Origin of the sequence: Vibrio sp. M260121 (assembly GCF_036533715.1) — a bacterium.
Taxonomy (GTDB): Bacteria; Pseudomonadota; Gammaproteobacteria; order Enterobacterales; family Vibrionaceae; genus Vibrio.
This window is the reverse complement of record NZ_JATABF010000031.1, coordinates 15,059-27,822: the sequence shown is the minus strand read 5'-3', so window position 1 is coordinate 27,822 and position 12,764 is coordinate 15,059. Positions and strand designations below refer to the sequence as shown.

Here is a 12,764-nt window from a genome sequence, read left to right as displayed (position 1 = left end):
TTCCCATTGCCTTGTGCTAAGTTGTCGGAAGTGAACTAAAAATCGATAACTTAGCATGAAGCCATACGACCTTTATTTTCTGCATACTTCACCCGTACACATTCAACCTTTCTCCGAACTGATGACAGAGCTCGCACCTGATTTAAAAGTCGCACACTTTGCCGATGCTGACTTGTTGGAACGTTTGGTTGCTGGGGCGGACGAGTCTAAGGTGAAGCAATCAGTACAAGACAAAGTACGCGAGCTTTCGGAGCAAGCAAACTTGGTGGTTTGCACCTGTTCTTCAATTGGTCGCTTTGCTGAGTCGCTTACAGAGCAGGGAATCAATGTTCAGCGTATCGACCGCGCAATGGGTGATCAAGCCGTAACTCATGAGAGAGTGTTGTTACTTGCGGCATTATCGACAACGATAGAGCCGAGCTTGGCGTTACTTGAGTCGAGTGAGGACAATTGTATCCTTCAGTTAGATACGTTTGTGGTTGAAGGTGCATGGGAACGCTTTCTCGACCAAGATAATCAAGGCTATTACGACAAGATCAAAGCGGTAATAGAGCAGAAAGCTCGTGATTATGACGTAATAGTATTAGCACAAGCTTCGATGTCAGGTGCGGCACCATTAGCTGATGTCGACATTCCAGTATTAAGCAGCCCGCTTTTAGGCGTAAAAAGGGCAATTGAAACCTTAAGGACATTCCATGCAAATAACTAATTGGATTCAGCTTTGCTTTCGCGAGCTGGAAGGTGCGCCTATCAAAGAACATTCCGATATCGAAGCGTCTTTTGCGGAGTCTGAACGTTTCTCAAAATGGAAGGCAAGCAAAAGAGAAGTACGCTTGGAGGAGGTGAGCGACCGTTGCTGGATTAAGAGCTGCACGGGTGGCTACATCACAGAGGTGCACTTGCATGCGGATGGTTCACTTGATGAATACACCTTGTTTGGACGCCTTCACACCAAAGGACACTGGGAGCTTGAGGCTGGTGTTCTTCATATCACGATCTACAAAGGTGAAAACACTTATGAGCTCTCTGTTGTGGGAAATCGTGAACCTTCCATCCACTCTGCGATTGAATACAAAAATGGAGAAGTGCACTCCTATCTAAAACTGACTCCAATTTCTCAATAGTAATTTAACAAGGACGAGCACCACAATATGGACATTGTATTTGTAAGGCATGGCGTGCCAGATTTTACGTTAGCGGATGAGCGGCAGATGACCCAACTTGAGAAGGATTATGCGCCACTTTGTCGAGAACATTTGCCTGCGTTGCAGGAGAAACTCAATCATGCAGTATTTGACGATGCCGATATCATCATCAGCTCACCTTATACGCGTACTCTTCAAACTGCAGAAATTCTCAATCGCCATCGCGGGTTACCATTGTTTATCGAGCATGACTTAAGAGAGTGGCGTGCTGACAAAGATGGTGGCTACATTACGTTAAATGAAAGAGACCGACGTTGGCACGAATATCGAGAGCTATTAAAAGCATGTATTCCAATGACTGATACTCGCTATGAACATGTTGACGAGCTAAAAGCACGAGCGGAGTTAGTACTGGATCGTTACCGTCAATATCGAAAGGTTGTTGTCGTGAGCCACTTTAATGTGTTTGAAGCACTACAAGGTTTCCAAGACGTAGGGCTGTCCTGTGGAGAATTTCGATACATTAATTTCTGATCGAATTTTTATCTTCTATAGTAAAATCAGACCCTAGTTTAACTTCAGGTTGTTGTATGAAATCTCTTAAAACACTTTTACTTTTATCTCTTGCAACGTTGTTTGGCTGTACGTCTAAACCGGACGGTGTGGAGCCAGTCAACAACTTTGAACTTCAGCCATATCTAGGCAAGTGGTATGAAATTGCGCGTCTTGATCATTCTTTTGAGCGCGGTCTATCGAATGTGACGGCTGAATACGAGCGCCGTGAGGATGGTGGCGTAACGGTTATCAACCGAGGTTATTCAGAAGAAGATAAAGAATGGACGCAAGCTGACGGCAAAGCGTATTTCGTTGATGATGAAAATACAGGGCATTTAAAAGTGTCTTTCTTCGGTCCGTTTTATTCGTCTTACATCGTGTTTGAGCTAGGCGAGGACTACGACTACGCGTTTATCTCTGGTTTCAATCACGACTACCTATGGCTACTGTCACGCACACCAACTGTCGATAAAGCAACAGTCGAGCGTTTCAAACAAGCAGCAAAAGAGAAAGGCTTTGCGTTGGACGAGCTAATTCTCGTAGACCAAACCAAATAACACACGAAATGATCGCCTTATAACAACGATCTGTGCTTCATAAAACTCAGTGGTGTCTGTCCGGTTTGTTTCTTAAAGAACGCAATAAATGCGCTGTCTGATGAGAACTCCAAACAATGGGCAACATCACTGACTTGTCTTTCTTCACATAAGAGCTCAATAGCCTTAAGTAGCCGCCATTGTTGACGCCAATCTTGATAAGACATGCCAGTCTCAGCCTTAAATAGGCGAGTGATGGTTTTGCAGCTCGCGCCAACGGTTTGTGACAGTTGGTTTAACTCAGGAGCTATAAAATCACCCTTGGTCATTGCCTTGCGAAACCCTGTTAAACGTCGATCGGAAGGCAAGGGTAAAGAGAATTCAAACTGCTTCGCTTGGTAAAACTCTTCCCAAAATAAAGTGCTCGTTGCCTGAGTTTTCGTTTCTTCAATATCCCACCCCCATAACGCCATTTTGTCGATCAGTGCTTTTAAAAGATCGTTCACCTCAATCATCACTATCTCATCAGGGCAGGTGTATTTACTGCAATCGAAATAGAGTGAACGGTAAGCTACAACGTTGGTCATGACGGCTCTGTGAGAAGTATGCGGCGGAATCCACACCGCTTTGGTTGGAGGTAAGGTACAAATAGAGTTATCGAGTGCGAACGTCATGCAGCCTTGTGGCGCATAAAGCAATTGTCCTTTCTTGTGTTCGTGCATACCGGAATCATGTTTGCCGACATCCGCTGCAATGCCAACCACACTCGCGGCAATCGCGTCCGCATCGAATCGAGTATTATCTTCAATAATTGCCATTTGTCCGAATCTTGATGTTTTTGGTTTTAATGTTGTTAATGGGTAAAGCATAACGCCTTCTATACTGCACGCCAAGTTAAGTTCGTTACCCACTTAAACATCTGTAGGAGTGGGACAGAGAGGTAAAAATGAAAACTAAACCTTCTATTGGATTGATGGTGGTTATGCTGATGTTTCCGCAAATTGTGGAGACCATATACAGTCCAGCACTTGGCAACATTGCTAAGTCATTTGCTGTGACGTATTCACAAGCGGCGCAAACCCTATCTATCTATTTTTCTGCGTTTGCTATTGGCGTGGTGATTTGGGGAATCTTGGCAGATAAGTGGGGCAGACGCCCTACCATGTTGGCAGGGTTGCTGGTTTACGGCGTATCTGCTTTGGTCGCTATGCAAACAGAAAGCTTTGACGTGATGATGATAGCTCGCGCATTCAGTGCTTTTGGTATTGCGGTTGGGTCGGTCGTGACACAAACTATGCTAAGAGACAGTTTTTCAGGTGATGAGCTAAGCAAAGTATTTAGCGTTATGGGCATGGGTATTTCCATTAGCGTAGTAATTGGCATGTTACTCGGTGGTCAGTTAACAGCACTCGGTGGCTATCAGGTTGTGTTCTTTACGTTGTTTATTTTGGCGCTTGTGTTGCTGTGCTACAACGCGGTTAATCTACCTGAAACACAAACTCAAAAGCAGCCGCTAAACATAGGTTCATTACTTGGACGAATGTTGAAAGATGCTCAAATCTGGCAATCTGCGTTGTTGGTTGCGCTCTACAACATTGCTTTATTCGCATACTACCAATTGGGCGCATTCACTTTTGAGCAGCTCGGACTGAGTTCTGAGCAGTTCGGATACAGCGGTGTGATATTGGGCGTTGGTACCTTAATTGGCAGTTTGATGAACAAGTCATTGCTAGCAAAAGGTCGCTCACAAAGGCATTTGCTTTGGATTGCATCAGCATTTTTGATCATCGGAGGCTTCGGTGTGTTTATGCTGCAAACATCGATTTGGTTCTTGGTTCCAATGTCATTCATTGTGATGGCATTTGGTATCGCCATTCCAAATGTACTGAGTACCGCTTTGGTTGATTACAAGCAACAAGCGGGCAGTGCAGGGGCATTGCTAGGATTGATGTACTACTTGATGATTGGTTCGGGTCTAGGTTTAGCTGGAATGATTCAAAACCTTGGATTTGTTCTTATGTCGTGTGCAGCTTTGGTTTTGTTAGTGACATTGTCACGCAGGGTTTAGCTGAAGCATGTCGAAGAGAGCAACAAAGAAAAGCCCTGCAAGTTATGCAGGGCTTTGTGTTATTGGTTTGATTCTAACAGTCTGAAATTACAAACAATTAAATTTAAAGGTATTACTTGATCAGTCGAACAACCAAAGAGCCAGGTGCTCGGATCGATTCAATGTTGTGGCTCAGTACCGTGCCTTCTGTTGGGGCAGTGTAACGCTGAATCTCATCACCAAAGCTGTCGTATTGAATCGCAACTAATTGACCTTGCTCTACCTTATCCATCATCTTCACTTGTGGTAGTACAAAGCCACCCAGTTCGGCGCGAATGCTGATGATGTCTTTGCCTTCTAGGCAAGGCGTGATTTCTGCAACTTCACCGGTCACTACGTCATGACGAGCAAGGATATTGAAGATGCCACTCACGGTACGGTCGATCAGCTCTTGTTCTGTGTAACGACCCATGCCCACCTCGATGGTGATGCTTGGAATGCCGCTGTTGTTCCAGACGGTTTCAAGTACACCTGCGTCACCCGGATCGTTAAGAATTACGTCTGGGTTAATAAGGCGAGCCATTTCCAGAGATTGCTCGATACGGAAATCGGCAAACACGTACAGCGGGTAAGCAGCACCAGTGGTTTGAGTGTGCAAATCAATCGCTAGTTCTGCGTTTGGCTTAAGAAGGTTATTCCACAAAGCAAATAGGAAGCGGTTTGCTTCGTTGCCGTTTGCATCGCCAGGGAAGAAACGGTTTAAGTTTGCAGGAGATGCATCTGGATCCGCAGAGAAGAAGTCACGGCTGTGGTTCAGCATACCCGTCAGGTTGATGGTCGGAACGACAGTTACAGTACCTGCGATGTCTTTACCAATCAGTTCACGAGCGGTCTTTTGAGCCGCTAAAACACCGTTGTATTCGTCACCATGAACACCTGCTGTGATCATGATTTTCTTACCCGGTTTTTCGCCTTTGAAAACCAACACAGGCAAATGTTGCCATTGAGATAGGGCGTTGGTTGCGATACGGAACCAAAACTTATGCTCGCCTGCAGGCAAGTCTGTTACGTCAAGAGATTGAATGACTTGATGACCTTGAATTACGTCATCCAGAAATTGTGTTGCCATTAAAGTTGTCACTCCAAAACATCTTACTTCGATGCTTGTTTGCCATACGGCTTGAATTAAAAAAGGCGAGAACTTTGTCTCGCCTTATTCTTTATACCCAAACTCCGCTTTCGCGTTTAAGTTGCTTGGGGATATTGGTAATCAGTTTACGCAAAACCCATCACGTGAGCTGCGACGACGACAATGCTCGATAGGGTAAAGAGTAATAGCATAAAGCGCCAGCAGAATTTCGCCCAGTCACCCCAGTCGATACGACATACACCCAGTGTTGCCATTAGCGACGCTGAAGTTGGAACGATAACGTTAGTGAAACCGTCACCAAGTTGGAATGCTAGAACGGCTACCTGACGTGTAACGCCAGCGATGTCTGCAAGAGGAGACAATAGAGGCATTGTCAGCGCTGCTTGACCAGAACCTGAAGTCACGAAGAAGTTGAAGATAGATTGGAAAACATACATCAACCAAGCCGCTGCAACGTCAGGAAGACCGCTGATTACGCCACCAGCGCTGTTCAGGATCGAGTTCAGTACGCTTGCTTCGTCAGTAGTACCGCCACCTAGGATAAGCAATACACCTTTCGCACAACCAACCAATAGAGCAGGGGCAAGCATGATTGCTGCACCTTCTTTAAATGCGTCAGCCGCGCAGTTTAGCGTCATGCCGTTCAGACGGAAGATCGTACCGATAATCGCAACGACAAAGCCCATAGTGAAGAATTGAGATGCGATTTCTGGGATGTACCATGCGTTAGCCACTACGCCCCAAACAACCCATACTGTCGTTGCGATAACCGTAAGGATTACTAGGGTATCACCTAGGTTCCAACGAGAATCGTGGTCACCTAACTCTTGCTGACGGAAGTATTTGTCAGTACGACGGCTGTAAGAAAGCTCAGGGTTTGCTTTGATACGCGCTGCGTAGATCATTGTGAAAGCAATACCGATAAGTGTAAAGCCAGCCCACAGACCCATACGTACAGTCATCCCAGATAGAACCGGAATACCAGCAATACCTTGCGCGATCGCTACCGAGAATGGGTTCATCCAAGACGTTGCAAAACCAATCTGAGTCGCAACGTAGGTCACCATTACTGTCGTGATACCATCGTAGCCAAGGCGAACCATTAGTGGCGCGATAATAATCGCAAATGCAACGGCTTCTTCACCCATACCAAATACTGCGCCGCCCAAAGAGAACAGCAAAAACAGAACTGGAATGAATAGCGCTTCGTTACCTTTGGTCTTATCGATAAGGCGAAGGATACCGTTGTCGATTGTGCCTGTGCGCATTACCACACCAAATGCACCACCGATAACAAGCATGAACATAATAACGCCAATCGCGCTGCCCCATTTAGAGCCTGAAACCAGACCTTCGAATGGGAAGTTCATTAGACCAATGCCGCCGCCTGAAGCGAACAGTCCAACCTTGTTGTAAACCAATTCACCGTTTTCGTCGGTTGCATAAGAGAAAGAAGATGGATCGATAACAGTACGAGTTTTTTCTGCACCGTCGACCATGTAGGTCACTTGTTGGCTATCGAAATGACCAGCAGGGATTAAGTAGGTAAGAATCGCAGCAAGAATACCAACAATGAAGATCAAAATGAGGGTATCAGGCATCTGCCATGATTTTGGGGTTGCCGCCGATTCCGATGGCTGAGCGTGTGTGTGAGACATAACCTATTTCACGTCGAATTATAGAAAGCATGAAATATCGATAAAATAGAATAAAAAGTCAATATTAACTGAGTTGATGAACTATAAATTCATCAATAATTTGATCTGAAGAGGGTTGAGTTGCTTATCAATAATTTAATGGTTAATTGTTTTGGTTAGATGTTGTGCGAATGAAAACGGAGTTAGGACTTGTGGTGATTCACAAGTCCCATAATTATTCACTTTTCTGCATGAGGTGTTTGTTCTGAATAAAACGCGGCAACATCGCGCAAATCTTCATCATTCAGCATGCGTAACTGGGCTGCCATCATTTCTGCCAAAGGACCTAAGCGAAGCCCATCTTGATAGGCTTTCATAGAATCATACAGATACTGAGCATTCTGACCGGCTAGGTTGGGGTAAGCGTCGTTTGTCGTCATGCCGTTCGAACCATGACAGTAAACACAGCTAGGCGATTTAAGTTTGCCTTTATCAACGTCACCAAAAGGTTTCGCCACAACAGAGGAAGAGAGAAGAAGAGACGTTAGAAGCACGTATCTAAGCATGAAATGCACTCATTGTAGTTCTTGAAAGCGCATAGAATAAAGCTTCCCCTTAGGGGAAGCTCAATGATCAAAATCAAGTTAAAGCAGAGATTTAAGGCTAGATAGGAAGGTATCGATGTCTTGTGCCGAAATATCTTTGTGCGTCACGAAGCGGATTGGGTTTCCTGGCGTAATTGTTATGCCTTGCTCCTTCATCTTTTCTGCGATACCAGCGATATCCACTTCTGGATCAAGCTTGGCAAAGACGATGTTGGTTTGAACAAATTCTGGATTAACAGAGAAACCAGGCAATTCCGCTAAACCTTCCGCTAAGGTTTTTGCATTGATGTGGTCTTGTTTTAGCTGTTCTACTTGCTCGGTAAGGGCTAGTTTACCGGCTGCAGCAAGAATGCCCGCTTGGCGCATACCACCGCCGACCATTTTTCTTAGACGGCGTGCTTTTGCAATGTACTCTTTGCTACCAAGCAGTAGTGAACCAACAGGGGCTGCCAAACCTTTAGATAAACAGATAGTCATTGAATCAAAGTACTGACCAATCTCTTTGACTGGAACATTAAGCGCTACAGCTGCGTTGAATACGCGAGCGCCATCTAGGTGCATCTGCAAGTTATGTTTGTTCACAAACTCACGAGCCTCTGCAAGGTAGGAAAGAGGAATCACTTTACCGTTGATGGTGTTCTCTAAGCTAAGTAGGCGAGTACGTGCAAAGTGCGCGTCATCTGGCTTGATAGCTGCTTCTAACTTATCAAATGGCAAGGTACCGTCTGGGTTGTTTTCAATCGGTTGAGGTTGAATAGAACCCAGTACCGCCGCGCCGCCAGCTTCATACTTGTAGTTATGCGCTTGCTGACCACATAGGTATTCGTCACCGCGCTCACAATGCGCCATTAAGCCAAGTAAGTTTGCTTGTGTACCAGAGGTCGTGAACATTGCCGCTTCAAAGCCCGCAAGCTCAGCCGCAAATTGCTCTAACTCGTTAACGGTTGGGTCATCACCGTACACATCATCGCCGACAGGAGCGGTAAACATTGCTTCACGCATTGCTTGGGTAGGTTGCGTAACGGTATCTGATCGAAAGTCCATAATTCTCTCCTCGGTCGAAAAGACCTAAATATAACCGCAAAGACGAGCTTTGCTTAGGCAAGCGATAGTTTTGGCATCCGTAATAATGCCTTGAATAATTTGTTGTTCGAGTTCTTTTCGTGACAATGTCACTACTTCAATGACTTCGTCGTCGTCACACTCGTATCGATTGGTTTTGTTCAGTTGTTCGGCAACAAACAAGTACTGGATTTCATCACAGAAACCAGCAAGAGGGGTAACTTGACCAAGCGATGTGAACTTTTCGGCGCTGTATCCTGTTTCTTCTTCCAACTCTCTTTGAGCACAATGCAATGGATCTTCATCGCCTTCACGTGTGCCAGCAGGCAATTCGAGCAGCCATTTGTTAAGAGAGGGGCGGAATTGATTAACAAGAACGATGTTGCCATCTGAAGTAATAGGTAAGATAACGGCAGCACCGGGGTGTTGGATAGTGGTATGTGTGATCATCCGACCAGTTGGTAGTTTAACTTCCTCTTCGACCAGAGAAATCTGCTTCCATTTATGAATTGTATTGCTCATGCAGTTTTGGATCCTAGCTGTAACCGCGCATTGACGTGTTTTGCACATTAACCACAAACCATCGGAAACAAAAGAAGAAAATGGTTTCATACTCTTGCGAAACCAGCACATTCAGTGAGTTATGTCTCATAAATGAAAACTATGGTTGCTCGCGCACGCGCGCGAAGAGCATCTGGTATAACCGAGGTTCAATAAAAAATACACTTGTAACAAAGTGATAACAAATGTATAAAATTATATGTACAGCCTCAGTTCAACAGCCGGAGCTTTTATGATTCAACCATCTTTCGCATCTAATGCAGAAAAGGCGCTTCTTTCAGAGCGTATCAACAAGCTAGCGAAAGCGTTAACTGATGGCGTTTACGAACGCGAACACACCATCAAACTTTGCCTTCTTGCCGCTCTTGCCGGCGAAAGCGTCTTCCTTCTTGGTCCTCCAGGGATCGCAAAAAGCTTAATCGCAAAACGTCTTATCCAAGCTTTTGATAATAGCAGTTATTTTGAATACCTCATGACGCGCTTCTCAACACCTGAAGAAGTGTTTGGTCCATTGAGCATTCAAGAGCTAAAAGACAACGGTCGTTATGTCCGTCTTACTCAAGGGTACTTACCAACGGCGCAAGTGGTTTTCCTTGATGAGATTTGGAAGGCGGGTCCTGCGATTCTGAACACGCTATTGACCGTTGTGAACGAAAAGACATTTAAAAACGGCAGCGATATCGAACGTGTACCGATGCGTCTTTTGGTTTCTGCATCAAACGAGCTGCCAGATGAAGACAGCGGCTTAGACGCACTTTACGACCGTATGTTGGTACGCGTGTTTGTAAATCGCATTCAGGACAAACAGAACTTCAAATCCATGCTGACAGTGGGTACGTCTCAAGAAGCGCAAGTTCCAGAGGGCTTGGCGATCACAGACGAAGAATACCACCGCTGGCAGCAGCAGCTCGACAAACTCACTCTGACCGACAACGCATTCGAAAAGCTTTTCCAACTAAAAACGATGTTGGAAACCAAAGTTGAGTCTGAGTTTGGCGACGCATCATTAACAGACATGTACGTGTCTGACCGCCGTTGGAAGAAAGCGGTCAAGCTGCTTAAAGCAAGTGCGTTCTTTAATGGGCGTGACGAGATCAATCCACTTGATCTTCTGCTACTTCAAGATTGTTTATGGAACAGCCCTGAGTCACGCGATGTCGTTCGCGGTGTGATTCAAGAGTTCGCACTTAAACATGCTTTTGACCAGCAAGAAGCAGAGCAAGAGATCGAATACTGTCGTGAATCTTTGGTTGATGTACAGCATGAGCTTGAAGACAAATATCGCATGACGCTAAACGCTGAAGCGGCAACAGGTCTGCTTCGCAAAGAAACCATGAGCTTCGATACATCCAAAGCGAAAACTTACAAAGTAGGCGCGGCGGTGAATCTGGTTAAGCTGGTTATTCTGCAAAGCAACATGTCGGTTTCTGAATCAGAGAAGGGCGACAGCCGCTGGGTATACGTGCCAAAAGACGAACTTGACCGAGTGATCAAAGAAGGTCATGGCGATGTGTATGGATACGTGAACCAAAACACCAATATGTGTCGTCTGCGTTTTGATGTCGATGCCGCCAACAACCTAGTGATCCGTGACATTGCCAACCGTGGCGTGTTGGTGAGCTTGGTTACCCAACAAGGTTTGGATGTTGAGCTTTACCAAAAATGGTTGGCAGAAAGCGAAAAAGCAGTCAGCCAACTAAGTGAAGCTGAACATCATATGCGTAAGGTTAAAGCCAACTTCCATGGCGCATTGCCACACAGTTTCGTGGACCCAGAGTTACCACGTCTAATGGAGTCGAGTCTGCAACAGGTGAGCCAGAGACTTGAGTCTATCCAAGGTGAAAGCGAGAAGATCATTCAACGCTTCAAAAACTTACATCAGTTTTTCTCTTAAGGAGACGACATGTTAGGTGCAGACGGACTCAACTTAGCGCTCATGGTGGCAGATTCAGGCATCATTGATAGTGCGGTTAACGATTTAATGGCGCGTTCACAAGTCATGATGATGGCAGAAAACCGAGGCATGAAATCCTCCGTGAAAAACCATCTGCTCAAATGGCGTGGCAACGTGAAAAAGCGCATGACGAAAGTCTGTGAGACAGAACGTTTTCAACAAGAACTCGCACTCTACCAAGAAGTTATCTATTGGGATGAGAACGAGTTCTTTGAACGCATTGATGACGTGATCAAGAAGCTTGAATGGCACTCGGCGTTTTACATGCAAGCGCGTCGCATGATGGAGAAGAACAAGGGAGTGAACAACCCAATGTTCCCTCATTACTTCTGTGACCAGTGGTATCAAAGCCTTGCTGAAGCGATCAAACAAGCGCAAGTCTCTGAGCTTGAAGAGAACAAAGAAAAAGTACTCAACGATCTTTATCAACGTATGGAAACCATGCGTAACATGGATAAAGTGACGGAGTCCGGTGACGAAGAAAGCGTAGGTCGCTTGTGGGATATGGCGTCCGCTAAGTTGAGTAAAACCGACTTAACCGTGATGAAGCGCCACGCAGAGTTCCTTAAAAAGCACAAAGGCTTACAAGAAATCGCAGAACAGCTTGGTCGCATGGCGGGGCAAGTGAATGCTCCTGACCTTAATCGCGCGCCAGCAGAAGAGCTGCAAATGGTTGAGGAAAAGAGTGACGAAGCAACAGACGATATCGTCGGTATTCATGAAAGTGACGATCTCAACAAACTGCTCCCTAACGAAACCATGTTTTTGGCGTACCCAGAGCTGGAAGTGGTGTTCTACAAGCATTTGGTTGATAAACGCTTGATGAACTACCGCACGCAAGGTAAGTCTCGCACACTACGTAAAGTGAAAGCGCACAAACCAGATCATAAAGCGGTGGACGTTGAAAAAGGACCGTTTATCGTTTGTGTTGATGCGTCAGGCTCGATGAGTGGCTTCCCAGAACAATGTGCAAAAGCTATGGCGTACGCACTTATGCAAATCGCTCTGGCTGAACAGCGTGATTGTTATGTGATCATCTTCTCCACTGAGCACATTACTTACGAGTTAACGCGTCAGGATGGCTTACGTGAAGCTGCCGACTTTTTAACTTACAGCTTCCATGGTGGTACAGATTTGGAGCCAACGTTGATTAAATCCATCGATTTGATGAACAGCGACAAATACAAAAACGCCGACATGGTCGTTATTTCAGACTTCATTGCGCCAAAACAGCAAGATGAATTGCTTGCAAAAGTCGATGCGTTAAAAGCGAAGAAGAACCGCTTCCATGCCATTAGCTTGTCGAAGTACGGCAACCCAGCATTAATGTCGATGTTTGACCACACTTGGTCTTACCATCCAAATGTAGTGGGGCGCTTGTTCAAACGCGTTGCCAACGGTTAATCGCGAGAATAGAGATACAAAAGTGGCATCGATTGCCGCTTTTCTTTTGTCTATCTGTTTTGATTTGTCTTAACCAAAGTGAGTAAATCTGGACGGTGTAGGTCGAAT

Annotated in this window: 13 protein-coding genes; 7 read left to right on the top strand and 6 right to left on the bottom strand. The window is 45.4% G+C overall.

Annotation, left to right across the window (positions count from 1 at the left end):
• The first annotated feature begins 55 nt into the window (after positions 1-55).
• Genes QTO06_RS16405 through QTO06_RS16390 form a run of 4 tightly spaced genes read left to right on the top strand, consistent with a single transcriptional unit; the run spans position 56 to position 2,257 of the window.
• A complete protein-coding gene (locus tag QTO06_RS16405; RefSeq protein WP_331408962.1) occupies positions 56-709 on the top strand; it encodes an aspartate/glutamate racemase family protein in 654 nt (217 codons plus the stop codon).
• Positions 696-1,124, top strand: a complete 429-nt coding sequence (locus tag QTO06_RS16400; protein WP_331408961.1) for a hypothetical protein — start codon at positions 696-698, stop codon at positions 1,122-1,124. The genes QTO06_RS16405 and QTO06_RS16400 overlap by 14 nt, the downstream gene beginning before the upstream one ends.
• A 27-nt stretch (positions 1,125-1,151) precedes the next feature.
• Complete coding sequence (locus QTO06_RS16395; RefSeq protein ID WP_331408960.1) at positions 1,152-1,679, top strand: histidine phosphatase family protein; 528 nt, start codon at positions 1,152-1,154, stop codon at positions 1,677-1,679.
• A 56-nt stretch (positions 1,680-1,735) separates the two neighbouring features.
• Positions 1,736-2,257 carry a lipocalin family protein gene (locus tag QTO06_RS16390; RefSeq protein ID WP_331408959.1) on the top strand — a complete coding sequence of 174 codons (522 nt, stop codon included), beginning with the start codon at positions 1,736-1,738 and terminating at the stop codon, positions 2,255-2,257.
• Positions 2,258-2,274: 17 nt separating this feature from the next.
• Here QTO06_RS16390 and QTO06_RS16385 read toward each other — a convergent pair whose 3' ends face one another.
• Positions 2,275-3,054, bottom strand: coding sequence for an AraC family transcriptional regulator (locus QTO06_RS16385; protein ID WP_331408958.1), 780 nt, complete (start codon positions 3,052-3,054; stop codon positions 2,275-2,277).
• Between the two features lie 128 nt (positions 3,055-3,182).
• On the opposite strand from QTO06_RS16385, the gene QTO06_RS16380 reads away from it, so the two are divergent.
• Positions 3,183-4,304 carry a multidrug effflux MFS transporter gene (locus QTO06_RS16380; protein WP_331408957.1) on the top strand — a complete coding sequence of 374 codons (1,122 nt, stop codon included), beginning with the start codon at positions 3,183-3,185 and terminating at the stop codon, positions 4,302-4,304.
• Between the two features lie 112 nt (positions 4,305-4,416).
• Here QTO06_RS16380 and QTO06_RS16375 read toward each other — a convergent pair whose 3' ends face one another.
• From QTO06_RS16375 to QTO06_RS16355, 5 genes are all read right to left on the bottom strand, one after another.
• Positions 4,417-5,412 (bottom strand): succinylglutamate desuccinylase/aspartoacylase family protein, encoded by a 996-nt coding sequence (locus QTO06_RS16375; protein ID WP_331408956.1) that lies wholly within the window; start codon positions 5,410-5,412, stop codon positions 4,417-4,419.
• A 146-nt stretch (positions 5,413-5,558) separates the two neighbouring features.
• Positions 5,559-7,091 carry a putative basic amino acid antiporter YfcC gene (gene yfcC, locus QTO06_RS16370; RefSeq protein ID WP_005443800.1) on the bottom strand — a complete coding sequence of 511 codons (1,533 nt, stop codon included), beginning with the start codon at positions 7,089-7,091 and terminating at the stop codon, positions 5,559-5,561.
• Positions 7,092-7,309: 218 nt separating this feature from the next.
• Entirely contained in the window at positions 7,310-7,636 is a 327-nt protein-coding gene (locus QTO06_RS16365) for a c-type cytochrome (protein WP_017190809.1), read from the bottom strand.
• Positions 7,637-7,714: 78 nt separating this feature from the next.
• Positions 7,715-8,719, bottom strand: coding sequence for a low-specificity L-threonine aldolase (gene ltaE, locus QTO06_RS16360; protein WP_331408953.1), 1,005 nt, complete (start codon positions 8,717-8,719; stop codon positions 7,715-7,717).
• A gap of 24 nt (positions 8,720-8,743) precedes the next feature.
• Positions 8,744-9,259: an NUDIX hydrolase gene (locus QTO06_RS16355; protein ID WP_331408952.1), complete on the bottom strand. Its 516-nt coding sequence runs from the start codon at positions 9,257-9,259 to the stop codon at positions 8,744-8,746.
• Positions 9,260-9,530: 271 nt separating this feature from the next.
• On the opposite strand from QTO06_RS16355, the gene QTO06_RS16350 reads away from it, so the two are divergent.
• Together QTO06_RS16350 and viaA are read left to right on the top strand one after the other, a co-directional pair.
• Complete coding sequence (locus QTO06_RS16350) at positions 9,531-11,192, top strand: ATPase RavA domain-containing protein (protein WP_009696114.1); 1,662 nt, start codon at positions 9,531-9,533, stop codon at positions 11,190-11,192.
• Positions 11,193-11,201: 9 nt separating this feature from the next.
• Positions 11,202-12,656: an ATPase RavA stimulator ViaA gene (viaA, locus tag QTO06_RS16345; RefSeq protein WP_331408951.1), complete on the top strand. Its 1,455-nt coding sequence runs from the start codon at positions 11,202-11,204 to the stop codon at positions 12,654-12,656.
• Positions 12,657-12,764 lie beyond the last annotated feature (108 nt).